This is a genomic window from Paenibacillus sp. FSL R5-0928 (assembly GCF_037970385.1).
Classification (GTDB): Bacteria; Bacillota; Bacilli; order Paenibacillales; family Paenibacillaceae; genus Paenibacillus_AQ; species Paenibacillus_AQ odorifer.
In genome coordinates, this window is record NZ_CP150225.1 from 6,056,743 (window position 1) to 6,082,449 (window position 25,707).

Annotated in this window: 23 protein-coding genes and 1 other annotated feature; of the genes, 11 read left to right on the plus strand and 12 right to left on the minus strand. The window is 45.2% G+C overall.

The genetic code is table 11. The features are described from left to right. The first annotated feature begins 85 nt into the window (after window positions 1–85). Window positions 86–274: a hypothetical protein gene (locus MKZ16_RS27420; protein WP_038573198.1), complete on the plus strand. Its 189-nt coding sequence runs from the start codon at window positions 86–88 to the stop codon at window positions 272–274. Window position 275: 1 nt separating this feature from the next. Here MKZ16_RS27420 and trpS read toward each other — a convergent pair whose 3' ends face one another. Next, window positions 276–1,262: a tryptophan--tRNA ligase gene (gene trpS, locus MKZ16_RS27425; RefSeq protein ID WP_036685592.1), complete on the minus strand. Its 987-nt coding sequence runs from the start codon at window positions 1,260–1,262 to the stop codon at window positions 276–278. Window positions 1,263–1,325: 63 nt separating this feature from the next. Continuing rightward, window positions 1,326–1,565 (minus strand) — a binding site (T-box leader). A 134-nt stretch (window positions 1,566–1,699) separates the two neighbouring features. Between trpS and MKZ16_RS27430 the strand changes: the two genes are divergently transcribed. Continuing rightward, window positions 1,700–2,674, plus strand: coding sequence for an aldose 1-epimerase (locus tag MKZ16_RS27430; protein ID WP_076105307.1), 975 nt, complete (start codon window positions 1,700–1,702; stop codon window positions 2,672–2,674). Window positions 2,675–2,875: 201 nt separating this feature from the next. Further along, window positions 2,876–3,106: an alpha/beta-type small acid-soluble spore protein gene (locus MKZ16_RS27435; RefSeq protein ID WP_036685295.1), complete on the plus strand. Its 231-nt coding sequence runs from the start codon at window positions 2,876–2,878 to the stop codon at window positions 3,104–3,106. A 153-nt stretch (window positions 3,107–3,259) separates the two neighbouring features. Here the strand turns inward: MKZ16_RS27435 and MKZ16_RS27440 are convergent, their stop codons facing one another. Further along, window positions 3,260–3,670: a hypothetical protein gene (locus MKZ16_RS27440; protein ID WP_036685297.1), complete on the minus strand. Its 411-nt coding sequence runs from the start codon at window positions 3,668–3,670 to the stop codon at window positions 3,260–3,262. A gap of 613 nt (window positions 3,671–4,283) precedes the next feature. Further along, window positions 4,284–6,083: a M3 family oligoendopeptidase gene (locus MKZ16_RS27445; protein ID WP_076105308.1), complete on the minus strand. Its 1,800-nt coding sequence runs from the start codon at window positions 6,081–6,083 to the stop codon at window positions 4,284–4,286. A 118-nt stretch (window positions 6,084–6,201) separates the two neighbouring features. On the opposite strand from MKZ16_RS27445, the gene MKZ16_RS27450 reads away from it, so the two are divergent. Both MKZ16_RS27450 and MKZ16_RS27455 read left to right on the plus strand, forming a co-directional pair. Continuing rightward, the gene (locus MKZ16_RS27450) at window positions 6,202–6,393 is read left to right on the plus strand and encodes a YycC family protein (protein ID WP_076105309.1); all 192 of its coding nucleotides are present in this window, start codon (window positions 6,202–6,204) and stop codon (window positions 6,391–6,393) included. Further along, on the plus strand, window positions 6,390–6,620 hold the full coding sequence (locus tag MKZ16_RS27455; protein ID WP_036685307.1) for a hypothetical protein: 231 nt from the start codon (window positions 6,390–6,392) through the stop codon (window positions 6,618–6,620). Before MKZ16_RS27450 ends, MKZ16_RS27455 begins: the two co-directional genes overlap by 4 nt. A 79-nt stretch (window positions 6,621–6,699) precedes the next feature. Here the strand turns inward: MKZ16_RS27455 and MKZ16_RS27460 are convergent, their stop codons facing one another. Beyond that, a complete protein-coding gene (locus tag MKZ16_RS27460; RefSeq protein ID WP_038573205.1) occupies window positions 6,700–7,416 on the minus strand; it encodes a DUF2225 domain-containing protein in 717 nt (238 codons plus the stop codon). A 36-nt stretch (window positions 7,417–7,452) separates the two neighbouring features. Further along, window positions 7,453–7,836 (minus strand): globin, encoded by a 384-nt coding sequence (locus tag MKZ16_RS27465; protein WP_038573207.1) that lies wholly within the window; start codon window positions 7,834–7,836, stop codon window positions 7,453–7,455. Between the two features lie 412 nt (window positions 7,837–8,248). On the opposite strand from MKZ16_RS27465, the gene ylbJ reads away from it, so the two are divergent. The 4 genes from ylbJ (at window position 8,249) to MKZ16_RS27485 (ending at window position 13,240) form a co-directional block, all read left to right on the plus strand. Continuing rightward, complete coding sequence (gene ylbJ / locus MKZ16_RS27470) at window positions 8,249–9,511, plus strand: sporulation integral membrane protein YlbJ (protein WP_076105310.1); 1,263 nt, start codon at window positions 8,249–8,251, stop codon at window positions 9,509–9,511. Between the two features lie 74 nt (window positions 9,512–9,585). Then, window positions 9,586–10,389 carry an NAD kinase gene (locus MKZ16_RS27475; protein ID WP_076105311.1) on the plus strand — a complete coding sequence of 268 codons (804 nt, stop codon included), beginning with the start codon at window positions 9,586–9,588 and terminating at the stop codon, window positions 10,387–10,389. Window positions 10,390–10,535: 146 nt separating this feature from the next. Then, window positions 10,536–11,720 carry a copper amine oxidase N-terminal domain-containing protein gene (locus MKZ16_RS27480; protein WP_036685319.1) on the plus strand — a complete coding sequence of 395 codons (1,185 nt, stop codon included), beginning with the start codon at window positions 10,536–10,538 and terminating at the stop codon, window positions 11,718–11,720. A gap of 80 nt (window positions 11,721–11,800) precedes the next feature. After that, window positions 11,801–13,240, plus strand: a complete 1,440-nt coding sequence (locus tag MKZ16_RS27485) for a S41 family peptidase (protein ID WP_076105312.1) — start codon at window positions 11,801–11,803, stop codon at window positions 13,238–13,240. A gap of 582 nt (window positions 13,241–13,822) precedes the next feature. Here MKZ16_RS27485 and MKZ16_RS27490 read toward each other — a convergent pair. After that, complete coding sequence (locus MKZ16_RS27490) at window positions 13,823–14,548, minus strand: YutD family protein (protein ID WP_076105313.1); 726 nt, start codon at window positions 14,546–14,548, stop codon at window positions 13,823–13,825. Window positions 14,549–14,750: 202 nt separating this feature from the next. Beyond that, window positions 14,751–15,656 (minus strand): lipoyl synthase, encoded by a 906-nt coding sequence (gene lipA / locus MKZ16_RS27495; RefSeq protein WP_036685320.1) that lies wholly within the window; start codon window positions 15,654–15,656, stop codon window positions 14,751–14,753. Between the two features lie 254 nt (window positions 15,657–15,910). On the opposite strand from lipA, the gene MKZ16_RS27500 reads away from it, so the two are divergent. Beyond that, window positions 15,911–17,011 (plus strand): M23 family metallopeptidase, encoded by a 1,101-nt coding sequence (locus tag MKZ16_RS27500; protein WP_036685322.1) that lies wholly within the window; start codon window positions 15,911–15,913, stop codon window positions 17,009–17,011. Window positions 17,012–17,049: 38 nt separating this feature from the next. Here MKZ16_RS27500 and MKZ16_RS27505 read toward each other — a convergent pair whose 3' ends face one another. Continuing rightward, window positions 17,050–18,750, minus strand: a complete 1,701-nt coding sequence (locus MKZ16_RS27505; RefSeq protein ID WP_076105314.1) for an alpha-glycosidase — start codon at window positions 18,748–18,750, stop codon at window positions 17,050–17,052. A 123-nt stretch (window positions 18,751–18,873) separates the two neighbouring features. On the opposite strand from MKZ16_RS27505, the gene MKZ16_RS27510 reads away from it, so the two are divergent. Further along, window positions 18,874–19,902, plus strand: a complete 1,029-nt coding sequence (locus MKZ16_RS27510; protein ID WP_076105315.1) for a LacI family DNA-binding transcriptional regulator — start codon at window positions 18,874–18,876, stop codon at window positions 19,900–19,902. A 403-nt stretch (window positions 19,903–20,305) separates the two neighbouring features. On the opposite strand, the gene MKZ16_RS27515 is transcribed toward MKZ16_RS27510, so the two are convergent. The 4 genes from MKZ16_RS27515 to MKZ16_RS27530 all read right to left on the minus strand — a co-directional run bounded on the left by MKZ16_RS27515 (window position 20,306) and on the right by MKZ16_RS27530 (window position 25,520). Next, entirely contained in the window at window positions 20,306–23,317 is a 3,012-nt protein-coding gene (locus MKZ16_RS27515) for a carbohydrate binding domain-containing protein (protein WP_076105316.1), read from the minus strand. A gap of 242 nt (window positions 23,318–23,559) precedes the next feature. Further along, window positions 23,560–24,228, minus strand: coding sequence for an alpha/beta fold hydrolase (locus tag MKZ16_RS27520; RefSeq protein ID WP_038573215.1), 669 nt, complete (start codon window positions 24,226–24,228; stop codon window positions 23,560–23,562). A 155-nt stretch (window positions 24,229–24,383) separates the two neighbouring features. Then, a complete protein-coding gene (locus MKZ16_RS27525) occupies window positions 24,384–24,965 on the minus strand; it encodes a hypothetical protein (protein ID WP_076105317.1) in 582 nt (193 codons plus the stop codon). Between the two features lie 18 nt (window positions 24,966–24,983). Next, a complete protein-coding gene (locus MKZ16_RS27530) occupies window positions 24,984–25,520 on the minus strand; it encodes a hypothetical protein (protein ID WP_076105318.1) in 537 nt (178 codons plus the stop codon). Window positions 25,521–25,707 lie beyond the last annotated feature (187 nt).

Consider the following 25,707-nt stretch of genomic DNA (forward strand, 5'->3'; position numbering starts at 1 on the left):
GAACTATTCTATAATCACAAAAAATCCCGGAGTATTTATAATACTCCGGGATTCATTTTAGCAGACACGGAAAGGAAGGCTCTTAATGGGTAAAGGACTCTCACTTTGGTTCGCTTGTTCTTCTATTCTTATTCTCACTGCCGCTTCAATCGCGATCAGCTATAGCTTCTGGCTAGCACTTCTGCTTGGTTTTCTCTGCGTATTGAATATTGGCTGGGGATTTATCCTCAAAGCCAGAATTAGACGCAAACAGGAAAGTTTAAGCTCTGATTAGATTAACGAGCTGGCAGAAAGCCCATCCGCTCTTTTACGCCATTCAATGTCTCAGCTGCAACAATACGTGCGCGTTCAGCACCTTCGGCAAGAATATCAGTGATCGCACCTGAACTGCGAATTTCATGATATCTTTGTTGCAAAGGCTCAAGTGTGGACACAACCACTTCCCCAAGATCCTTCTTAAAGCCACCATACATTTGTCCCTCATAACGATCGGCAATTTGCTGGAGGGACATTCCAGAACATTCCGAGTAAATACTCATCAAGTTACTAATCTCTGGCTTATTAGCCGGATCAAAGATAACTTCACGTCCAGAATCAGTCGTTGCACGGCTGATTTTTTTACGGATCACATCCGGCGAATCCAACAGGGCAATATAGCTGCCTGCATTTGGGCTGCTCTTGCTCATTTTTTTAGTGCCATCATCCAGAGACATAATGCGTGCGCCCACTTCAGGGATATACGGTTCAGGAATCGTAAAGAATTCGCCAAAACGGTTATTAAATCGGCCAGCTAAATCACGGGTCAACTCCAAGTGCTGCTTCTGATCTTCACCTACTGGCACAAGATCCGCATTATAAACAAGAATATCTGCTGCCATTAAAGAAGGATATACGAATAGGCCCGCGCCAACCGAATCCTTACCTGATGATTTATCTTTGAACTGTGTCATACGCTCAAGCTCGCCCATTGCCGTTAGCGTAGTCATGATCCAACCCAATTCCGCATGCTGAGGCACATGGGACTGCATATATACATTCGAACGCACAGGATCAATTCCTGCCGCGATAAAGAGTGCAGCTACAGCTTCAGACTGCTCACGCAGTGCCGCAGGATCTTGAGCAACGGTGATCGCATGCATATCGACAACCATAAAGAAACATTGATGATCGTCTTGCAGCTTCACAAAATTTTTCAGCGCTCCGATATAGTTACCCAAAGTTAGAGAACCGCTCGGCTGTATGCCTGACATTACTTTTTTCAACATAATATAGACCTCCGTTAGATGTGATTTCCAATTTCCGAGAACGCAAAAAAAGCCTCATCCGCAAGGGACGTGAGACCGTGGTGCCACCCTTATTCGCTGCTTAACCTTTGTATAGTCAAAAGGAAACAGCCTTAGTCTTCCGTTAACGGGGAAGATCCGGCCGGTCTACTAGGGTATCTTGCTCCCGTTCAAGCGCGGCGCTCAGGGGTCCATTCATCAGGAGTGTCCTACCGGTTCGCATCAACCACCGGCTTTCTGAAGGTACATTTCCTGCCTACTTGTCCCCGTCATCACATTCTCATCATAATTTAATGCCTTCATCATAGAACCATAAAGAGAAGTTGTCAAATCACTTAACCACTTCCGTATAAATCTGTTATGATAAGGTTATCCATGTTCTATTCGATTACAGTTACGATAAAGGAGCATATCTCATGAAACAGGTGACCAAAGGGCAGTGGGGCGGTTATGATACTTATATTTTGCACAGCCGCGAACTGGAAGTCACGCTTTTGCCGCGACTAGGAAACAACGTGATTTCATTGTTTGATGTAAAGGAACAACGGGAAATTCTGCGGCGGCCTGATGAAAGCGATCAAGCTTTCTTTATGCAAAAACCTTACCATTTTGGCATCCCGCTCTTAATTCCACCCGGAAGAATTCGTAAAGGAAAATTTCAATTCGAGGGTACAAGTTATCAATTTGACCAGAATACCGCTGGTGACAATCATATCCATGGTCTACACCGGACTCAATCCTGGTGTGTCAGCGATATTGAAGAAGACGAGGACGGTTGTGCAGTCACTACTGAATTCCTTACTGAAGATGATCCACACTGGATGGAGCAATTTCCCATTCCACTCAAATTCGAAATGACATTCAGGCTTCAGGATGCCCGGCTCAGCCAGACTTTAAAGGTTACAAATCTCGGCGATCATCGTATTCCCTTTGGGATCGGTTATCACACCTGGTTTATGATCGATGGAGAACCTGAACGCTGGAATCTCAAATTGCCCGTAAACAGCATTTATGAACTAAACGATGAATTGCTCCCTAGCGGCAATCTAATTCCACTCGGTGATCTAGAGTCTCTAAATTCTGGAATTAACCTACAGGGAACTAATTTTGATACCGCTCTGCGTATTGGTGACAAGCAGCCCGTAGAAGCATTGTTATTACGCGATGATGGTTATGGTCTTCGTTATACGGCCGACGAGAATCTTTTTCGCCACTGGGTCCTGTATACCAAAGGACCAGCCGATCAATTTCTGTGCATCGAACCTTATACCTGGCTCCCGGATGCTCCTAACGTTTCCGACGATCCTTCCTTCACTGGCTTGCTGAAGGTAGAACCAGGTCAAAGCCTTGAGCTGTCCACTATGCTGGAAATGATCTATCCCGAGAATTAAAGCAGATATACATTATATCGGTCTTCCCTTGCGTTTACGTAAGAGAAGGCCGATTTTTTGTGCGAGCTTAGTTATTTAGGCTTTCCTACCCTTACTTTTAATCGACTAATAATTACCATCCTTAAAACCTTTCGATAGCATGCATGAATTAGCCTCTTAGCGCTCATACTATCTTCACAACGGGCGAAGGAGGTGACACACATGGGTCAAGCAGGTCAAGGTCGTAGCAGCCGTTCCAATAACCTTGTAGTTCCTCAAGCAAATGCAGCGTTGCAACAATTGAAATATGAAGCAGCACAAGAGCTTGGAGTAACGATCCCAGCTGACGGTTATTACGGGAACTACACTTCCCGCGAAACTGGTTCTTTGGGAGGTTACATCACTAAACGTCTAGTACAACTGGCAGAACAACAACTGTCCGGTCGTCAGTAACATCGTTATCTTAAGTGTTTTATCCGGCTGAGGTCTTAAAAAGCCCATTGCCGACTAGCTTTCAAACCTCTCACACTTCTTCCAGAAGCTGTGGGAGGTTTTTCTAATTTATACCCTATAATCCGAGCTGCATGCAATCTTTATGTAAAACGTTTAACTTAAAAATTGATCAGCACTCTCGGCGTAAGCATTACGGGGAGATCGAATCATCAGATTCGCCATATTATAATTGGACTCCAGCGTAGCATCTACGATTAGCTTTCCCTGTCTTATAGCGAATTCATAGCTGATCTCACCATGAGTCCAGCGCCGTTTGTATTTCAGACTCTCCAGTGCCATTAGACGAAAAGAAGACTGCTGACTCTCCGTTATTCCTTCCTTTACTTCTGTGAATCCACCACCCCGACCGGCTAGAGGGTGATGACGTATGCCGAATTTGCCAATGGTATTATTTCGTATTTGCACAAATACCGTACCGGAAGATAGTCCCGATAATTCCTCTTGCAGTTCCCTAAATACCAAATCCATCTGTCTTGCTAATGATAGCTGTTCTGTCTTAAGCATATCTTTCCTCCTAAAAGTTTTGTGAGCTTAGCTTCTTCGAGTTCACTTCGTCTTTTATAAATCGAACCCTAAATATTTAGGCTAAGGATCCGTCGCTACTGCGGGGAATGTTTGGACTTCCAGCCGCTGTTGTCTCCAAATTTCTTGAATTCTTACGCGTACAGCGGGTGAAATTCGGAGACAAAGGCGGTCGCTCCCGCTCTTACAGTTCCAAAATTCCCCTCCGCCACTCCTTCCCCTTTTCCCAAATTTCTGGTTCGATTTATATTGTTTGTGAGCTTAGCTACTTCGAGTTTACTTCGTACAAATCGGCTTAGTAAGCGCTTACTTAAGCTTTTTGAGCTAAGCTCATTAGTCTTCCTTGCAAGCCTTATATAAGGCTCAAGGCTCATTATAGACCCCTTAAATACGTCAAACAACATTATTCTACAAAATTGGGTTATTATCCCTAGTAATGCGCAAAATTCATAGATCATTCGTATATTAATTTTTATAAAACGGGAGTTTTCGACAATTAACCATTAAAAAAAGACCCCTTAACCGGGGTCTTTGCGCGTTCACACTGAAATTCCGTTATTTTTAGCGCACTGAAATTTGTCTTATTTTAGACATTTCATGCTAAATGCTCAGTCATCTCCAAGAACTCGTTGATATCAGCCACGATCAAATCTGTAGCCCCTTGCCAGAAATCTGGCTTAGTCAGATCCACACCCAAATGTTTGAGCACCAAATCCTCCAATGTCATCACGCCGGTATCCTGCAACAAGCTATCATATTTGTCTGCAAAGGAAGCTCCCTCTTGTAATGCCAGACGATATAAGCCTGTACTGAACATATAACCAACAGTGTACGGGAAATTATAGAAAGGTACATCTGTGATATAGAAATGCAGCTTCGACGCCCAGAAGTGAGGATGGTATTCAGAAAGCACACCACAGAAAGCTTCTTTCTGTGCTTCCACCATCAGAGCAGACAGTTCCTCAGCATTTACAAGGCCTTCCTTACGTTTTTCATAAAAACGAGTCTCGAACAAGAATCGAGCGTGAATGTTCATAAAGAATGCCACACTGTTCTGTATCTTCGTTTCAAGCAGGGCCAGCTTCTCCTCTGCATTGCCCGCAGCTTTAACCTGAGCATCAGATACAATCACTTCTGCAAAGGTTGAAGCGGTCTCTGCAACGTTCATTGCATAATTCTGATTAAATACAGGTTGATCATCAAGCAAGTAGGAATGATAGGCATGTCCCAGCTCATGGGCCAATGTTGAAACATTGGAAGGTGTGCCGCTGTAGGTCATGAATATCCGTGATTCTTTGCTCTCAGGGAAGGAAGTACAGAATCCACCAGGACGTTTGCCATTACGATCCTCAACCTCGATCCAGTTATTATCAAAGGCACGCTCTGCAAACTCAGCCATCTTAGGACTAAATTTACGGAACTGTGTGACGATATCCTTCGCAGCTTGATCATAAGGGATTTTGCCGGAGGATTTGCCTACAGGAGCTTCGACATCGACCCATGAGAGGGAATCCAACCCCAGCAGCTTGGCTTTGCGCTGAAGGTAGGACACGAGTACAGGTTTGCTCTTCGTAATTACGTGCCACATCGTATTTAAGGTGTCCTGTGTCATACGATTGATGCTGAGCGGATCTTTTAGAACATCGTCCCAGCCTCTGCCCTTATAGAGCTTCAGGCGGAAGCCTGCTAAGTGATTTAAAGTATCTGCGCAATTATCTGCCGCTTCAGTCCAAGCCTCTTCCCATTTATGGAACATCGCTTGACGCACTTTTGGATCTGGATCATCCAGCTTATTAAAAGCTTGACCTGCAGAAAGCAGCTTTGTTCCTTCTTCATCCTCAAATGGGATCTTGATTGAGCTTACAATCGTATCATAGTGTCCGCTCCATCCATGATATCCGTCAACAGCTAATTCCAACGCTAAGCTTTCCAGCTCAGGGCTCATCTTCTCACGGGCCAAATCACGGCTCTCGCTCAGTACGAACGTTAAAGGAGCAATCTCTGGACGAGCCATCCACTCAGCCCATACCTTGTCCGTAGTCTGACGAAGTACATTGCTAAATTGCGAGCTGATCCCTTCGAATCCGGCGCGCATGCTTGTCACTTTGGCTGCCAGTCTTACCGCACCCTTGTCCATCTGATTCTGAGCGCCTAGACAGTCTGCGAAGGAAGTGACCTCCACAAGTCTTCCTGAACAGCTCTGAAGCAATGCTATAACCTCATCCAATGCTTTTGTAGACGCAACATCCGTTGGTGCCACAGCATCCTTCACAAAGCCCTGTAAGGATAAAATATCTTTTTCAAGCTTGCTCAAGAAACCTTCTAGCTCTGCAGACGAAGACCCCCCCGGAAAAATAGTATCCAGTTCCCAAGTCAGTGATAACGGTTGTTTCATTTGTACTCACCATTCCTTTGCTTTCATTTGACTTTCTTTGTAATTGTCTTAACACCATGGTAAAGTGAATAACGATATCTGAACATTTATAGCCGATAAACTTTAGGAGGGCATTCATATGAAGCCACTACAAATTTCACCGGAAACAGCCATTACGTTATCCAAGCAACTAGGCGTTCCTTTGGAACACTTGATGCATATGCCCCAACATATTTTACTACAAAAAATAGCGGAGCTATCCAAAAAACAAAATCCCCCACAAACTGAGGGCGAAAATGAAGAGACTCCTTCTGGGAAGGACTCACAATGATTCCTTTTAGTCATACCTGGCCTTATGACATCATTCTAGGCGATATGTATGTGCAATACTGTCCATTCTGCAACTCAGAGAATGTGCTTCTGCCTATGAAGCCAAAAGAATTACAAATCGTTCGTGACGGCAAGAAAAAACTGCTTGTCTTCCCCTGCTGCAGCGCCAGTCCTACAGTTATAGATAATGACGGCGATTACCTTTTGTTCGATCGAGCTGTCAGATAAGCAAATCCTAACACTTTCTTTCTACAAAGCGCAAAGGAGAATTAAATTCTCTTCTGCGCTTTTTGTTGTTCGCAAATCGTTATGAACTTGAAGACAAGCCTTCGACATCAACCTCAACCTCTACAGCCTCAGCACGCATTTGCTCCCGTAAAATAACCCACTGCTCACGTGCCGCTCGAATCATCGCCGCATCCATAATCTTCTGATCATTAATCAGACGGGAGAACCACATCACAGCCACTGAGTATTCTCCGATGCGCCGATTAAGTTCGCCGATCAGGTACATGAGCCGGGCATCATTGCCGGCAATGCCATCTTTTTCATAGACCTTAACATACTCGTCCAAAGAATAACGTAAAAAACGCTTCTCCTGCTCAGTCTCCCCTTGGTAGCGATAGAGCCAAGCAATGTGATGCAGCAGACTTGCAATAATCCGATCTTTATCGTTAATACTCTGAGCACATAAAAGCGCCAGCTTATAGGTCTCGAGCGCAGTTTCCCAGTCTCTTTTCTCCCCAAAGTCTCGGCTCTTCCAGCGTTTCCCTACCTGCTCATTAAATGCCTTACGCTGACGTTCCGTCAGCTTGTCAGCCGAATTTTCTGTGGAGGCAAACCCGCAATTGGGGCAGACCCGTACAACATAATAATCCGGATTCTCATTTTTATAATATGCGCAGAAATCAGCATCACGCCGAATAGCCTTTTTTAGGCTAGGACGTACCCGCGAGGTTGAAAATTCATTTTCACAGTTGCAACACTTGACCTTTATAGAATATAGGGGTATTAACTCTGTCAAGTACTCTCATTCCTTTCAGGATCAACCTGTCCCTTGTTATTCCTGGGGCATGTTAACAAAATGATGTGCAGGACCTGCAAGGCGGCTAAGCACGAATGAACGCAGTGGTTCTTCGACTCCAGTCTCCACCAGTGCCTCTTTCATACATTGTAGCCACTCATCAGCACGTTCTGGAGTAATAGGAATATGCATATGCCTTGCTCTCATCATGGGATGTCCATGTAATTCCGAATAAAGCGGACCCCCGCCAAAAAACTGTGTCAGGAATTGATATTGCTTCTCCAGAACTGGAGTAATATCTTCAGGGAACAAGGGTCCCAGCTGCGGATGAAGCTGTACCTTGGCATAGAACACTTCCACCAACCGATGTAGTGCTTCAGCCCCCCCTAGATTGTCATATATACTCTCATTTGGATTCATTGAGGTTACCAGCCTTCTTCCATATTAATGAAACGTTACGTATTTTATTATACCAAAGATAAGCATAACACGGATATCCGTCGAAAGTGCTCTCTAAAGTACAGAAAAAAGACGCTAAACTATAGTTCAGCGCCTGAAGAGTAAGGTTAGTAGGTCCTAAATTCCTCATCACCAGGAGGGACGAGAGAGACCCGGATTACATATACAAAAGCACAAACGAGAACTCCGGCTATAACGCTCATCGCCATCACTCCATCCCATTTAATCGTGTAACAGAGGGTGCATTTATTTATTACATAATATCATAATTCCTGCGAAAAAGCACAGATAATTGTAACCGCTTTCTCCATTTTTTTGTGCTGTTTGTCCCTCTTTTTGCATACATCTAACCATAGACCAGGAGGCGTTAATTATGACTTTTAAAAAGATTGGCGGCCCGCTGCTGGGATTCATATTGGCTGGTTGTATGCTGCTGATGTTACTTCATCCTGAAGCATCTCTTGCCGCAGCCTTACGTGGCCTGGCCATCTGGTGGGACGTGCTCTTCCCTTCACTGTTTCCCTTCTTCGTCATTTCTGAAATCATGCTAGGCTTAGGCATTGTCCATCTCTTCGGCGCTTTACTTGATCCACTGATGCGCCCCCTCTTCGGTATACCTGGCAGCGGTGGTTTTGTCGCGGCCATGGGATATGTATCAGGATATCCCGTTGGAGCCAAATTAACCGCTAAGCTGCGGGAGCAGAAGCTGATCAGCAGAATCGAAGGTGAACGCCTTGTAGCATTTACAACCTCCTCCGATCCTATTTTTCTACTAGGGGCGGTATCCGTTGGGTTCTTTCGCGATGCTTCTTTGGGGCTAATATTGGCACTAGCCCACTACGGAAGTGGCTTAATGGTTGGTCTCCTAATGTCATTTCATGGACGTAAGGAACAAAAGACTCCCACCCAAGACCCAACAAAAAGTAGTTCTGACGCCCCCTCTGCTCCAGCAAAACAAGGATTCGGCAGAATACATGCCGCACTCCTTGCGATGTCCGAAGCCCGGCGCAAGGATGGACGGAGCTTCGGGGAGCTGTTAAAAGGAGCGATCCAATCCTCGCTACAGCTTATTATTGTCGTAGGGGGTCTGGTTGTATTCTTCAACGTGCTAATGGAGCTGCTTGCCCGTGCCGGAATCCTGCCCTCACTATTTAGCCTGGCCGGATCTCTCGTCTCCCTTGTTGGAGGGCCTCCCGAATTAGCTCAGGCCTTGATCAGCGGATTGTTCGAGGTCACCATAGGTGCTCGTTCTGCTGGTGAAGCCGCTTCTTCCATCCCGCTTCAATTCAAGGTCGCAGCAGCTGCCTTTATTCTCTCTTGGGGCGGATTATCTGTACATGCCCAAGTCGCCAGTATTTTGAACGGTACCGGGCTGCGTTATCTGCCGTTCTTAACTGCACGACTAATACATGCCATACTCGCAGCAGGTCTCGTGGTGGTGCTATGGAAGCCTGTGATGGGATCAGGATTGTCTTCTGCCTGGGTCTCTCTGCCTGCCTCCACTGCCTTTACACCATCAGCCTCAGGTGTCACTGCCAGTCTAGCTCTACTGAGTCTTATACTAGCCGCTGCTCTTCTAGTGTCACTGCTTATCCCTGCCTTTATGGCAATGCTCCGATTGATGCGCCGAAGTTGATTACATATTGTGTTCCGGGGCAAGATTGATTATGATCGGTGTATGACGGAATTATATAAAGGAGCTTGTACATCTTGAGATATTATGTTCTGGACCGCGGTGATGAGCTGTCAATCAAACTTGCCGAGCAATTTCACAAGCTGGCGGCGGAGCGGGATTTGCAACTGGATGCCGAGTCTCCGGAAATCGTCATCTCGATAGGTGGAGACGGCACAATGCTGCACGCTTTTCATACCTTTATCGACCAGATTCCCAACTTAGCCTTTGTAGGTGTGCACACAGGACACCTCGGCTTCTATGCGGACTGGCAAGCAGAAGAGCTGCCCACCTTAATCGATTATATGTGCGGAACCGGTGAATCTGAGCCGCAGAAACCGCGTATTGTGAAATATCCATTAATAGAGCTGGAGATTCACAAAAAATCGGGATCTTCGTCTCACATTGCCCTCAACGAATTTACCCTTAAAGGGGTGGATGGAACTATAATGATCCAAATCGACATCAACGATGTCACCTTCGAAATGTTCCGGGGCGATGGACTTTGTATTTCAACTCCCTCTGGCAGTACAGCTTATAACAAAAGCCTAGGGGGCGCTATGGTTCACCCTTCAATAGAAGCGCTGCAGATTGCCGAAATCGCGTCTATTAACAACCGTGTATTCCGGACAATGGGCTCGCCGCTACTACTGCCAAAGCATCATCATTGTGACATTTTTTCATGTAAAGACCAGCGTTTGCTGCTCACCGTAGATCATAACAACATTCCTGTTGATGACCTGATTTCAGTACGCTGTCAAGTTTCAGACAAAAAAGTCAGCTTCGCAAGATATCGTCCGTTTCCGTTCTGGAACCGTGTCCGTGAAGCTTTCTTAGTCTGAGATCAGGGGATCAAAAAGCTGGAGATTTCAATATCTCCGGCTCTTTTTGGTGTGACAAAACTAACACCAATTGATAGACATAGAGAGAAATCAAATGGTATAATGAGGCTATTTTACAAAGAGTTACATAAAAGGAGAGAGTACTGTTGAAAAAATTATTATCCCTCTTGAGCATAAGTCTTCTGGCCCTGATACTGGCGGTCCCGGCTTTTGCTGCTTCAAAACCGATTGATGTTTATATCAACGGCAGTAAGGTTTCCTTTACCGCAGGAACCCCTTACTTAGCGAACAATTCTGTACTTGTCCCTTTCCGGGTCATCTTCGAGAAGCTTGGACTGCAGGTGCTTTGGGATGCCAAGACTGGAACAGTAACAGGTAAAAGTTCAAATCTGGCGATCAGCCTGAAAATTGGCAGCAACCGTGCAACCGTTAACGGAACCGTGAAAAAACTGACCACCGCACCAGTCTCCTCAGCTGGCACTACATACATTCCTTTACGTTTTATCGCAGAGGCAACCGGAGGCACAGCCGTCTGGAATTCAACCAGCAGAAGCGTGCAAATTACCACCCCAGTATCCAAAGATAAGGACGAAGCAGCGATTACAGCATTAATCCGTTTGTCTAATAAGTATTTTAATGAAGAAAAAGCAATTAGCTTCTATTCCCTTATGGATTCAGAATCCTCTAATGCGGAGTCAGTGGCGGATCTCAATGCATCCTTTGAGATTTTTGATATAAAAAATACTATTGAAAGTTTGGAAATCATTGATATTACAGGCGATGACGCTACTGTTTATACATTGGAAAGCTCTCGCCGGACAGGTGGGGCCTATACGCCAGATACAGAGGACGAATACATGTATACACTTGTCCGCAAGAATGGAAGCTGGAAAATATCATCTGTGGAATCCCAAAGCTCCGTGATACTGCTGACTCGTGAACAAGCTCTAAAAACAGCAGCTAACATTCCTCAAAATGATGCGGATGCCATCAAAGGTAATATCACCAAATATTATCAAGCTATGAATGAACAAAATCCGGCGGCTGTTCTTTCCACCATGACTTCATACGGAGAAGAATATGATACCTCCCTTAAGGAAGATCTGGAAGATTTCTTTACTTCATACGACGTCACTTATACTCCAAGCGTTTCAAATATCTACTATTTTAGCGCCAAAGAAGCAGCTATTTATGTGGAAAACAAAGAGAAAGATGCCAGTGAAGAGGAAACTTTTGAGCAAGGCACTATCTTCATTTTATCCAAGTCGGATAGCGGGGTATGGACTACTGATAACACCTATAGCGTTTACTATAAACTTGTGAAATCCTAAAACCATACGTCACAGAAAGTTAATTCGTGCAGTGTATACTTTCTTATCTTATAAATTATATAAAAAGGGCGTATGATTCCATGAAATCCAATAAAGTAATAAGTGCACTTTTAGGCAGCTGTCTGGCTTTATCCCTAACTTTTGCTCCAGTAGTTTCTGCTGCCGATGCCGCTCAGGCATCTACAGATAACCGTGATCTTATCAATGAAGTCATGAATATTCTGGAGAACTATAACCTCTCCGGTGTAGATAAGGATACCTTGATTCGTGGAGCCATTGACGGCATGGTGAACACCCTGGATGATCCTTATAGCCAATACTTCAATACCGAGGAAGCGGCACAATTTGAACATGATGTTGATCTGGAATACGTTGGTATTGGTGTTAGATTGCAATATACCGCAACAGAACTCTACATCGAAGACATAACACCCGGTTCGCCTGCAGAACAAGCAGGTCTGAAACGCGGTGATACGATAGTCAAAATTAACGGAATCCCCGTTGAAGAGACCGAAGGAGACGAGTTAAGCGGAGCCGCAGGCACCAAGGTCACTCTGCAGGTGCTCCGGAATGGAGTGACTAAATCATTTCGTGTAACCCGAAATGAAATCAGCTCGACTTCTGTTACCGGAACTATTGTTGGACAGAAGATAGCCTACATCACACTGAGTGGTTTCACACAGAATTCTGATGAAGAATTTGCCGCTATGCTGAAAAAGATGCGTGCAGCAGGTATGAAATCGATGGTGCTTGATTTGCGTGACAACTTAGGCGGCTATATGGATTCGGCATACAACATTGTCTCCAATTTCATGGATAAAGGCATCATGATGTATACCTCCGATCAAACCGGAGCACTTACTCCAGTAACGATTACCAGTGGCAGCAAAATAGGCGTACCCGTCGTTATTCTAACGAATGAGTACACTGCCAGCGCTTCTGAGGCGCTTACTGGCGCATTACGCGACAATAAGCTCGCTACCGTCGTAGGCACTCGTTCTTTCGGCAAAGCACGTATTCAGAGCCTGCTTCCAATGTCCAATGGAGACATGCTGAAGCTGACTACGCAGAAATATCTAACTCCAAATAAAGAAGACTTTAATCACATCGGGCTTGCACCGGATATTGAGGTTAAAGGCAAAACTGCGCAGCTGATTACCGCTCTACAGATTGCAGGAATGAAAAGCATTGAGGTTTCCGGTGATCATCATATCTTGAACGTCAACGGGGTTGCCTTTGCTGGTAATGTGGGTCTAATAAAGCAAGGAGATAAGACTTATGCTTCTTCGCTCGTACTAGGTGCACTGATCGAAGGCGACATCACATGGGATGCCAAGAACAAAAAAGTCATCGTAACAAACGGGGCAGGTAAAGCGACCGGCTTTACGTTGTCCTCCAAAGAGGCGCTTTCTCAGAACGGCGAGACCTTCATTGAATTAAATGCCTTTAAGAAGAAGTTCCCTGCGCTTGTATGGAGTTACAATGCAACACAGAAACAATTGAAATTATCTGTAAAATAGATCCTTAATCTAGCTAATCATTAAGCTGCTGAATCAAGCACCCGTGAGTAAAAACAGGAGTTGTCACATAAGCCATGAAATGGCCGTTGGGACAACTCCTGTTTTTTGTTTAGTTTGATAATATTTGCACCTACGAAACATCTGTAGCACCTATCGGACATGGATGACCCTAAACGCAATATTAATCCATATTTGTGGGGCTATCGGACTCCATAGTCGCTATTGGTATGAAAAACACCATAATTACGCCTCTTTCTAACGAATAACATCATTGGAGTCCAAAACCCTGCTCAAAAGGCTGAAAATTCGCAAATAACGGCATCTGGGTCCTTAAGCCTCGGGGGATGATGAAACTGCTGGGTCAAGCAGCCAACGACTAATAGCATAGAGCAGCAGAGCAACACAGAGTAGCAGAAACACTGAGCAGCAGAGCAACACTGAGCAGCAGAGCAACACTGAGCAACACCACAACACTGAGCAGCGATCTCCAAGTACCGGGAGAAACGCTGCTCTGCTATTTTTTATAAGAAAAAAAGCTGGCTCATTCGTAGAAGGACTCTACTTATGGTTCAGCTTTCATCATTAAGGTTGCGAATTTTCTATGTTTTGATTGTTTTGATTGTTTTGATTGTTTTGATTGTTCTGGTTGTTTTGAGCGCTTTGAGGTTTTGGTGTGTTTTGGGGCTTCTGAGACTGACCTTGTGGCGGTCTGCCTTGGAAATCCTTTTTGGATTTCTTGCCCTGTGAATCCTTGCCCCGGTGATTTCGGCTCTGATGTTCTCTCACAGGTCTATCCTTCGCCATATTGTCCTTAGAAGAAGTCATCTCTTTAAATGCCAATGAGTGATTCGAGCCTTGCTTAGAAGATGTTTCTTTAGCAGAAAACTCTTTATCTGCAGCCGCTTCATCACTAGCTTCCGATTCTTGCTCCAAGGCCTCTTCATCACTCGGCTCTGGTAATTCTTTGATCAAAATATCCTTGAACATGCCTTCTTGTGGTACCTCTTTCAATTTATGCAGCACAAAATAAGCGCACCCAAAATTGCAGTATTCATTAATATAATCAACCATACCCGAAATCGCTGTATCCCGATTCACCTTAGGATGGTTGTCCCGGTAAAAACCTTTCAAACGCAACTGACTGTAACCCCAGTCACCGATAATATAGTCGTATCTTTCCAGCACCTCGCTATATCTCCCGCGAAATGCCTCCGGATTCCAACCATCCTTATGATCCAACATAAGTTCATAGCCTTTTCCGCCTATTACGATCAAACCTTTTGCCGCCTGCCTTTCTTTGGGAATCATGACGTTGATTATACCGCCATCTATGTGGAATATTGGGCTTTCGGTCGCTGTTCTCGAACCGCTCCTACAGCTCCAATATTCCCCTCCAATGACGCAAATCAACGATTTTTATGGGTAACCTAAGAGCAGAGATTTCAGAACGCTGTCGCTCTTCCTCCTCTTACTAACATTCTCCGTGAATTAAACCACAGAAAAGCAATAATTAGCTAGAAGAAACCGCACGCTCCTCGCGAGCTTGAGCTGCAGACTTCACCTGCTCATGCGCATGATAAGAGCTGCGAACTAGCGGGCCTGATTCCACATGGCTGAAGCCACGCTTCATTCCCTCTTCCTTCAACAGTGCAAATTCCTCCGGTGGATAATATTTCTCGACATTTAAATGTTTTGGAGTGGGTTGCAAATATTGTCCTAAAGTCAATATATCACAATTTACGGCTCGCAAATCATCCATTGCTTGTAAAATCTCATTCCACTCTTCACCGACACCAAGCATGATGCTCGATTTGGTTGGAATATTTGGTTTCATTTCCTTGGCTCTGCGCAGCAATTCCAAGGAACGAGGGTACTTCGCTTTAGCCCGTACACGATCTGACATCCGTTCCACGGTCTCAATATTATGATTAAGAATGTCTGGATTACTGTTCATGACAATCTCAAGACTATTCCGGTCTCCTAAAAAGTCTGGAATAAGCACTTCAACACTACATAACGGAAGGCGTTTACGAATCGCCGCGACCGTCTCAGCAAAAATCTGAGCGCCACCATCCGCAAGATCATCGCGGGCCACACTAGTCACCACACAGTGACGAAGATTCATTTTCTCTGCAGCTTCAGCTACACGTTCAGGCTCCTGCAGGTCCAGTTCTGTAGGCATCCCTGTATTTACTGCACAAAAACGGCATGCGCGTGTACAAATATCACCTAAAATCATGAAGGTAGCCGTACGGTTTGCCCAGCATTCATAAATATTCGGACACCTAGCTTCTTCACATACGGTATGTAAAGTTTTGGAACGCATCATGCTTTTGATTTCCTGATAGTTGTCACCGGTAGTTAGCTTAATCTTAATCCAATCCGGTTTAGGTTGCTTTGCTGTTTTATTAGACAAAATGATAAACCCCGCTTCCTCCTGAATGTGATGCTGCAGATGAAAGTTGCTGCCTCATATTATAACATGTGCGATTTACAATTGCCTGTTTTTGTGAAATATGCAGGGTGTATCATCTGGAGTTTCCAGCGAGATTTTTCTGGTACCTTTAGACAAGAACGGATAAAAAGTAGTATTTTGCACCAATCTATAAAAAAGCTTCATCCGAAGTGACTACATTCAATTTAATGCCCGGACAAAAGGAGGCTGTTATCTTGCTGGCCCTATTTAAAAATATTAAAAACCGGAGAACCCTGTTATGCCTGTCCGCGGCCGCTATCCTTTGGGGTGGTTTAAACCTTCCCGTTGCAGCAGCTGTAGCGCGGCCTACTATCCAACCGGTGATGAGCAGCGGGGATCCCGCTAGTGCTAGCAAAGAAGCGCAATGGTCTGGCCGTAGACAGATTTATGAGCAAATGAGTGCAGCTACTGGTATCCCTTGGTTTAGGTTCGCAGCCATTGATCAATATGAACGCACGCTCGCCAAAAAGGGAGCCTCAGGGCAGCCTGTCTCCACGCGCCTTACAGCCATAAAAATCCCGGCACCGGTATGGGCTGGTCCACTTAATCCGGATCAGGGGGATACTTCCCCTAAATCCATTAGCTTCTTTGATGGTTTTGGCAGTGATGGCTCAGGAGACGGCATTGCTGATCCAGAGAATGATGCGGACGTTCTGTATAGTATGGCTAGACACTTATTGAAGTATGGACAATCCGCTAGTGATTTCAGTATCGGGGTCTGGGAGTACTATCACAATGGCCGCGCCTCGCAGCGCATTACCCAGTTCGCGAAGTTATATGAACATTTTGGACGGCTGGACCTATCCGGCAATGCCTTCCCGCTTCCCCTAAGTAACCTTTATTCTTATCGTAGCACTTGGGGTACTGGAAGAAGCTGGGGCGGAGCACGTATCCATGAAGGAACAGATCTATTTGCACCTCAAGGAGTGCCAGTACGAAGCACCTGCTTTGGCTTAGTAGAGACAAAAGGCTGGAACCGGTACGGCGGCTGGAGAATTGGCATTCGCGATATCGAGAACCGTTACCATTATTACGCTCATCTATCTGGATATAACAAAACCATTTCTCGCGGAGATATAGTCACCCCCGGTGAGATTATTGGCTGGGTAGGCAGCTCGGGTTACGGCAATCCCGGAACACAAGGAAAATTTCCTCCACATCTACATTTTGGCATTTACCGCGATCGCGGAATTACCGAATGGGCTTTTGATCCGTTTCCGTTGCTGAAACAATGGGAGAAACAGGAATATAGAGACTTAAAGAACAAAAGAAGCAAAAAAAGTGCTGTAAATTAGAATAAGGTCCCTTTCCTTAGAGAGGGGCCTTTTCTTTTTTAATACAACATCAAACAGCCAAAAGGTTCAATGCTGACCGTAAGCTTATTATTATTTTTAAAAGTTGCTCCAGACAATAAATCAGTTAATTCGTTCTTATCAGCTCGATATGGACTAAGCTCTAGTTGGTACGGGTTTGGAGAATTATTGATAATCAGCCCTATCTTCTCGTGCTCCACACCTCGTATGTAGCCAAGCACATTACGAACTTCATCAGTAAACCAAGGACGAAACGAACCTTTGCGCAGAACTTCATGGCTTTTTCTCAGAGAAATCAATTGTTGATACCACTTATGCAGCACTGCATTCTGAGCTTGTTCTTGCCATATCATAGCTTTTCTACAGTGGGGGTCTGTCGCCCCTTCCATCCCAACCTCATCCCCGTAATAGATCATTGGAATACCGATATAGGTCATCTGGAAAAAAACAGCCAGCATCATACGTTCAACAGCGGTACTCACGTGGTCCCAACCACGCCCACCTTCTTTACATGCCGTAAGAAACCGCAGGGTATCATGGCTGCCAAGCAACTGAAACATTGCCGAATTCGCCTGGTCATTATACAATGCCTCCTGATGGAGCAATTGCTCCATAAAGCGAACTGGCCCCGTAGATTGTTCCGCAAAAAATTCCAACACTGCATCTCGAAGCACATAATTCATTCCTCCATCGAACTGATCCCCTCTAAGCCATGGCCCAGAAGCATGCATAATCTCACCGATCAGCAGGATTTCAGGATATTCAGATTTGAGCTCTTGCCGAAACCGGGACCAAAAACGCGGATTAACTTCATTGGCCACATCCAGACGCCAGCCGTCAATCCCTGTCTCGCGCACCCAATACTTCGCAACCTCAATCATGTAATTCGCCGTATCCGGATTGTCCATGTTCAGCTTTGGCATATGCGCTTCAGCTTTGGCAAACGTTTCATAATTGGGTACAGGCGTCTGCGTAACCGGAAAGGAATGAATGAAGAACCAATCTTTATACGGAGATAGCTCTCCTTTTGCCAACACATCTTTAAACGCGAAAAAGCGGTCTCCCGAATGATTAAACACAGCGTCTAAAATCACTTTGATTCCATGCCTGTGTGCCTGGCTGACCAGCGCCTTCAATCCTTCCATATCCCCAAATACTGGATCAAGCTTATAGTAATCGGAGGTATTATATTTATGCTCTGAAGGAGACTCAAATACAGGCGTCATATAAACAACGTTTACTCCTAACTGTTGCAAGTAGGGCATTTTGTCAGAAATGCCTTGTAAGGTCCCTTCGTTATAACTGCTAGGATAGATTTGATAGGTTACTGCATCCATGCTCCATGAAGGTAACTTCAACGCCTCAGAATGATGGAGATATGCATATTGAAAAGAACCCGCACGTTCCCGGCTCTCCGACGCCCCTCTCTCTCCATACCAGACATATTCACCCGCAGGATTAGTTACATGGAATAGATATCTGCATTTTTTCGTAGGGTTCTCAATGACCGCTTCATGTATCTCATAAACACCTGCCGACCCAATCCGCTCCATCTGCAAAGGAACTTCATGCCCCGGAGAATCATAACGGTCTGAGTAGATGACGGTACAGGATAATTGCTGTCCAGCTTGCGTGAACAGTCTGAGCTTCAAGATGCCCGTACCCACAGGATAGGCAAACGGATCTTCACTTGTATGATATAAAAACCATGTATGAGGCATAACTTCCAAACTCCTTTTTTATGCTTTTATCTTTAAATCTATGAGACTCTTTGTGATTAGAGAGACTGCTAAATTTGTGTTATTATGGTTACAAATACCGTTCTGGATTATGAGGGGAAGACAATGAAAGTAACCATTTCTGATATTGCCAAAGCAGCCAATGTGGCTAAATCTACCGTATCCAAAGTATTAAACGATTCCCCAAAAATATCACAGAAAACGAAACACAAAGTTCGCGAAATTATGAAGCAGATGAACTATACACCAAGCAGTATCGCTACTGGATTAGCCAGACAAAGCAGCTGTAATATTGGTCTCCTGGTCGATATGTCCAAGGAAAGTGAATTTCTAAACCAGTTTTTCTACAACATCATCGGTGGAATAGAAAGTGTAATTGCGCCTTTAAAATACGAGCTGACTATTTCCAATGTGCAGCATAGTAGTCCGGAAGGACATTTTCTAAATAGACTTGTATTCAGCAAACGTGTCGACGGAATCATAGCGAATAACTCCGTACTTACGGAAGAGCTTTGCGAAGAACTGAACCGCTTGGAGTTTCCCTACATCTCCATCGGCGAAATTATGACTCCCGGAAGCTGGGTCGATTTCGATAATGAAGCAGGCGGCAGCATGCTGACCTCACATTTAATAAAGCAGGGGTATTCCAAAATAGCCTTCATAGGCGGGCAGCAGCAGGAAAAGATTTATACCCATCGTCTGAGTGGATATTTGCAAGCATTGCTGCAAGCAGATCTTGCGGATCAGCAGCAATGGATTATCAATTGTAAGGCTGATGAACATGAGAGCTATCATGCTGCACTTGAGCTTCTACAGAGCGAAGATCGACCAGACTCCGTAGTATGCATGAACAGCTATGTTGCCTTCGGGGTGCTTCAAGCTGCAAAATCACTGGATATTCATGTTCCATCACAGCTCGGCATCGCCGCTTTTGATGAATATCCTCTGTCCTGCTATACTACGCCTCCTCTAACCTCTCTGAATATCGACACGTTCCAGCTGGGGGTATCTTCAGGCGAGCTGCTGATGCAACGCATTCGTAATAACAACATGCCTACCGGGCATTTGCTTCTCGAGCCAGAACTCATTCCCCGTGAGTCAACCATGAGATCCCAGTTCCCGGCGGGAACTTAGTGAGGAGGCAGGAAGCTTGATTGAGCTTGTGTAGCTGACTGAACTTTATTGCGCTGCGTGCTGATTCGGCTTGATTGTCTGGAGTAACTGCTTTAGCTTGATCGAATTTGAGTAGCTAAAATGGCTACATCGGATTTAATTGCATTTTGTGCAATAGAAATCCTTATAAGATGGGTAACATTCGATTTAATTGCACTTTGTGCAGTCAAAACTCGTGAAATCGGCAAAAAACAGCCTTTTTCCTGAATTCTACTGCACAAAATACAGTTAAATCTTTCTTCCAGCTTCAAACAGAAAGTCTAATTGTACTTTCTGCAATTAAAAAACTTCATACTGCTTACCAAGGAGCGACCCCATACGGGAGCCGCTCCTTGTTGTGTTTAAACTGTAGATATTATGAAGCTTATAGATCCTTCCAGCGCTGAACCGTCAAATTTACGGTTTGTGCACCGCCTGTTGGCGTAAGGGTTCGATTGGAAAGATCCGATCCATTCGAATTCACCTCCACATTAGTCCAAGCGCCTCGTGTAACTTTGTATTGAATTGCTGTTCCCGCCGGTAGACTTAGTGTGATGGAGTAAATACCATCACTGCCCTTCGTCAGTTGGTAGTTCGGATCTGCCACATTCCAGCTATTGAAAGAGCCGGAGAGATAAACGGGACCACTCACAGGAGTAGACGCAGGAACAGTTACTCGGAATGTAACACTATCCGCTTGTGGTTCTCCTGCGGTGATGTTGCCATTCACCATACTCCAGGTGCCCGCAGCAAAATGATAGTTATTGCCGCCATTGTTATCCCATGTGCCACTGCCATTATTAAAGGCTGCGGTCAGCCCAGCTGCCGTGCCCAGCTGAATCGTAACCGCCTTATATCCTGTAAAAGCAGAAGCTTGGAGCTGCTCGCCTGGAGACGTCGTCCAGACCGTTGAACCATCGAGCTTATAATGGATATAAGAGCTGCTATAAGCCGCATTCTTATAATAGATCGTTGCCGTGCTGCCGACAGGTGTTGCCGTTGGCGTTGGTGTAGGCGTTACGGTCGGTGTCGGAGTTGGCGTTGGTGTTGCTGTTGGTGTTGCTGTTGGCGTTGGTGTTGCTGTTGGTGTTACGGTTGGCGTCGGTGTCGGCGTTACCGTCGGTGTAGGCGTTACGGTTGGTGATGGTGTCGGTGTTACCGTTGGTGTCGGCGTCACTGGTCCACCCGATTGAATATTGCCAGTTGGTGTATAAGTCCAGGTGCCGGCACTAAATAAATAGTTGCTGCCCCCGTTACTGTCCCAAGTACCGCTGCCATTGTTAAAGCAAGCTTCAAGCTGGCTGGCTGAGCCGATATTAATCGTTATTTTGTTGTAGCCTGCTACATCAGAGACAGGTATCGCCACACCTGGTGATGTCGTCCAAGTTCCTCCTACAGGGCGATAATGAATATAAGGCGAGGTATAGCCCTGCTTATAGTAAATAGTGACACTGTTCCCCGCTGGTGTTGTCACTGAAGCAATCGCGCTAAGGAGGGATAGATTGCCTGCTGCATCCATTGCTTTTACCGTATAGTCATACGTAGTACTGGCGGATAATCCGTTATCCGTATATGAAGTAGTTGCGGATGTACCCACTTTGACGCCGTTGCGATAAATTTCATATCCGGTCACACCTACATTGTCGGTGGAAGCGGTCCAGCTTACTAAAGCACTGGATGCATTTTGAACAGTTGCGGTCACGTTAGTTGGTACAGTTGGAGCCACTGTATCTGTAGGAAGCTGTTGTTTTGCATAGATTTTGGCTGCATTTGCACCCACGGTTACAGTGATCTGCTTGCCAGTTGCTCCACCCGATTGTACAGTTACCGTATCCGAAGTGTTCAACTGGTTATAAAGAACCGTCCCGACTGCCAAGCTGCTCTCTGCACGCAGTGGAATGGTAACGGTCTGCGAGCCGCTGGATTTATTACTGAATACGGAGATAACTTCCTGCCCCAGATTAGTTCCAGTATCGATACGACGTGAAAAAGCATATAAGTTCTGTGCAGACCACATTTCACGTTGAGTGCCTGTACGGAGTGCCGGATTATTTTTCCGAATCTCATTAAGTTTGGCTACGTGCTTGTAGGTGCTGGCATTCTCATTAAAATAATTCTCTAATACATTGCCGTTTGCATCCCGTTTCACCATTGACCAGCGGTTCCAGGTATCGGCGATGCCTCCCGTCATAATCTGTCCATTACCATTGCCTTTGTTCTGTTCCGTACCTTGGAAGACTACGGGTGTTCCACGCACTGTAAAAATAAAAGTCAAAGCGTTCTGCAGCTTATCTACGCTTCCTCCAGCTTCTGTGAGAAAACGATTGCGGTCATGATTGTCGATAAAGGTGACCATGTGATTGGCATTTCCGTTGTAGTAGGAATCCTGTGCCAAGGTGCTTTTAATATTGGAGTCAAAAGACTGCCCATATGCGAAGCTATTTAGAACGGAGAAGAACATTGGGAAATCAAGCATGCCCCACTCCTTGTTGTTGCCGACCCAGCGCGAGACAAATTCAGCATTGCCGTCAAAATTCTCGCCAAAGGTATTAACCCCCAGATAATTTTGCAGTTCACCAATATCAGTCGGCTTCATCAGCTTGGCTGCGTCTACACGCGCACCATCTGCTCCTGTATAGTCAAACCAGCCTTTAATCGAATCAAATACGGCTTTTTTAGCAGCAGGGACATCGAAGTCAATGTCATCCAGTCCGCCTAGATCATGATTTTCTAAGTAATCCTGTGCCCATTGATCGTATCTTCCGTCTGCCAAAGACCAGTTGATATCTCCATTATGGTGATACCAAGCCGGGTTATTGAAAGGAGCTGCTGGCTGCAGACTAGGGATATCATAGTAGGCTTGGGTACCCAGCATATAATCCCCGATATGGTTAGGCACAACGTCTATAACCACCTTGATGCCAACCGCATGTGCGGAATCCACTAACTCCTTCAGCTTCTCCTTTGTACCAAAGTAGGGATTGGCTGCGTTAGGGTCCTTAACGTTGTACCCGTGATACGCCGTGTTTTTACCGCTGCCATTGTTCTCCCGATTCGTCATTTGCGGCTCCGCCACTGGGGAAATCCAGATCGCGGTGTACCCCATATTTTTAATATAAGACAGCTTGTCGATCACCCCTTGCCAATCTCCGCCTTTCATATAACGGAAATCTTCTTCAGAGTTCTCGCCATAGCGAATTGCCGCTCCCGTAGCATTGTTAGAAGAGTCCCCGTCATTAAACCGGTCAACCATAATTTGATAAATGGTATCATTCTCGTTAATCGTACCGATGCTGGCCGCATCTGCCTGCTGTGGCGCTAAGACGAATAAATTAATCACAGTAGAAAGAAGAATAGATGTAATCAGAACGGGCACGTACCATAACTTACGTTTCATCGCGCGCATCTCCCTCTCTTATTAAAGCGTATTCATAACACACTAAAACCTACTTCTTGGATTAAAAACGACCTTTCAGCGATGTTTTTGGCATAGAAACAAACGAATTTTAGGGAAACCGGTTTCCCTACTAAAAATTACCATGACACCAGACGCGTTGTCAAGCCTTAAAATTGAAATACACAACAAAAAAAGAGCTCCTATTTCGGAAGCTCTTGGGGTTGAATATTTAGTGTTTGAGTTCAACGTCCTGTACTCTGAATAAACTGCAAGACTTCATTCATAATTCGGTCCTTCTCTTCACAATGGCACACCATATGACCACTGTTGTCGACCATCAGCACCTGTTTTTGGGTCGCCTTGATCATATGATGACGTAGGTAATCGGCGCTTCTAGTCTTCACTAGATGATCCCGTTTCCCTTGCACGATCAGGGTTGGAGTCTCAATATGCGGATAAACAGAAAAGCTTTCACGAACCAGTCGCTGGAACTCTCGAGTTGCTTTTGGAGGCGTTGAACTGAATTTACTAATATAAGTTTTTAGCATGGAAAAGCTCGCAAGGGTCTTAATAATTTCTACAGGATTCAGCGGAAACACAGGGGTAGACAACAAAGTGAGAGATTTAATCCAAGGTTTATAGCGCACTGAAAGATGTGAAGCAATAAGAGCACCGGTTGAAAAACCGATCAGATGAACTCCGTCATTTGTCTTTAACAGCTCTGTTAATTCATCCTCAGCACTTTGCTGCCAATCATGTCGATCCGAATGCAGTAAATCATTCCTGCTGCCCCCGTGCCCCTTTAGGGTAAATGTTCTGGAACGATAATTATGCTGCTCCATAAACTGGGACAAGGGAGAGATTTCATGCTCACCTCCGGTAAAGCCATGAATAAATAAACAACTTTCCATAATTGTCCCTCTTTTCACATTCCAAACTGAATTCCATCTTTATTGTATAATGCCAATCCCCTTTATTTTCTATTCATTCCAACCTTCTATGTAAAACCTTAACCAAATGATGTCAAGGTTCACCACCGTTATAGGTTCAAAATAAAATATATATTCTATTGTTCCCACCAAAGAAGACCGAGTGCAGAAGTAATCGTTAAACCTACGGCCGAGCTAGATGAAGTTACGTTAGCACAAATAGCAGTCCCCGGCGGAACGATGATGCTGCCCGTAAAGTTCTGTGAGAAGGCTCCCGGCGCTAATTGATAATTGTAAAGCGTTGTTCCCCCGTTAATTGCCGCTGTTGAAGATTGAACGGTCATCGCACTTGTAGCCGCGCTTCCGAGATTATTATTTGTTGGTGTCAAGGTTGCAGGAGAGGTTAACGTCCCCCCTTTGACAATTGTAAAGCTTCCAGACATAGCCGATAGCAGAGAAGATCCGCCGATACTGCCGCTTATACGAGATATATATACGGTTTTTCCGCTGCCAGCAGCATTACTAATCCGAATAGAAGTAATTGCAGAAATAAGACTAAGTACGACCAAACTAGACACGGATGTGCTGGTAGAATACAAGACCGCAGCCTTCGAAGCACTTATTTCAGGTGGCGCGCTGATATCCGGAGCTTGGAAGGTATTGACCATATCCACATAAAGAGGTTGATCATTGTCGTTAAACACATATTGATTAGGCATGATTATCCCCTCCCAGTTCTAATATTCCCACCAGCTGATAGATGTTGTCGCTGCTGAAGTTCCCGATGCAATCGTGATGGACGTGGTTATGGAATTTCCGGGAGGAACAACGATTTGTCCAGTAAAGTCAACAATGACGGGACCCGTTGCCAGTAATAAAGATACTAGAGTGGCCGGACCTCCCGTAGGGGCAGCAGTCGAGGTTCTGGCCGTCATCACACTGGTTAACGCACTTCCAAAATTAAAATTTATCGGTGTAACGGTGGTTCCGGTGACCGTAGCGTTCCGAAGTAGAGATAACGTAACCGCAGCTGTTGCCGAGCTAGCTGCAACACGGGATACATACAATGTACGTCCGCTGCCTGCCGGATTACTAATCTGAACAACTAACGGTGCAGCAGTCGTTACCGTAGAAGTAAAAGGGATTCCAAACAATAGCCCCGCCTTAGCCGCTCCTCCCTCCGGAGCTGAATCTATACCAGGTGCAACATACGTGTTGACTTGTTCTGTAAAGAGTGGCTGGCTACTCTGATTAAATACTGAATCGTTTGGCATGCGCTATCCTCCCCGTACTTGAGCTTATCTTATTTTATGCCGCTCTAAGTAGCAGGTTGTTTGGGAAGGTGCGTATTTTTGCTTTTACAGCCCAATCACCTCTTATTTTTCACCATATATTATTATCACCATTCGAATGGCTAAGGATTGTCCCTAACGGTTCGCGGCTTATTGGACTGCGGTTTAT

Coding starts and splice junctions, on each gene's coding strand:
- MKZ16_RS27420 (WP_038573198.1), top strand. CDS start 86: ATGGGTAAAGGACTCTCACTTTGGTTCGCTTGTTCTTCTATTCTTATT.
- MKZ16_RS27430 (WP_076105307.1), top strand. CDS start 1,700: ATGAAACAGGTGACCAAAGGGCAGTGGGGCGGTTATGATACTTATATT.
- MKZ16_RS27435 (WP_036685295.1), top strand. CDS start 2,876: ATGGGTCAAGCAGGTCAAGGTCGTAGCAGCCGTTCCAATAACCTTGTA.
- MKZ16_RS27440 (WP_036685297.1), bottom strand. CDS start 3,670: ATGCTTAAGACAGAACAGCTATCATTAGCAAGACAGATGGATTTGGTA.
- MKZ16_RS27445 (WP_076105308.1), bottom strand. CDS start 6,083: ATGAAACAACCGTTATCACTGACTTGGGAACTGGATACTATTTTTCCG.
- MKZ16_RS27450 (WP_076105309.1), top strand. CDS start 6,202: ATGAAGCCACTACAAATTTCACCGGAAACAGCCATTACGTTATCCAAG.
- MKZ16_RS27455 (WP_036685307.1), top strand. CDS start 6,390: ATGATTCCTTTTAGTCATACCTGGCCTTATGACATCATTCTAGGCGAT.
- MKZ16_RS27465 (WP_038573207.1), bottom strand. CDS start 7,836: ATGAATCCAAATGAGAGTATATATGACAATCTAGGGGGGGCTGAAGCA.
- ylbJ (WP_076105310.1), top strand. CDS start 8,249: ATGACTTTTAAAAAGATTGGCGGCCCGCTGCTGGGATTCATATTGGCT.
- MKZ16_RS27485 (WP_076105312.1), top strand. CDS start 11,801: ATGAAATCCAATAAAGTAATAAGTGCACTTTTAGGCAGCTGTCTGGCT.
- MKZ16_RS27490 (WP_076105313.1), bottom strand. CDS start 14,548: ATGATTCCCAAAGAAAGGCAGGCGGCAAAAGGTTTGATCGTAATAGGC.
- MKZ16_RS27505 (WP_076105314.1), bottom strand. CDS start 18,750: ATGCCTCATACATGGTTTTTATATCATACAAGTGAAGATCCGTTTGCC.
- MKZ16_RS27510 (WP_076105315.1), top strand. CDS start 18,874: ATGAAAGTAACCATTTCTGATATTGCCAAAGCAGCCAATGTGGCTAAA.
- MKZ16_RS27515 (WP_076105316.1), bottom strand. CDS start 23,317: ATGAAACGTAAGTTATGGTACGTGCCCGTTCTGATTACATCTATTCTT.
- MKZ16_RS27520 (WP_038573215.1), bottom strand. CDS start 24,228: ATGGAAAGTTGTTTATTTATTCATGGCTTTACCGGAGGTGAGCATGAA.
- MKZ16_RS27525 (WP_076105317.1), bottom strand. CDS start 24,965: ATGCCTAATCAATATGTGTTTAACGACAATGATCAACCTCTTTATGTG.
- MKZ16_RS27530 (WP_076105318.1), bottom strand. CDS start 25,520: ATGCCAAACGATTCAGTATTTAATCAGAGTAGCCAGCCACTCTTTACA.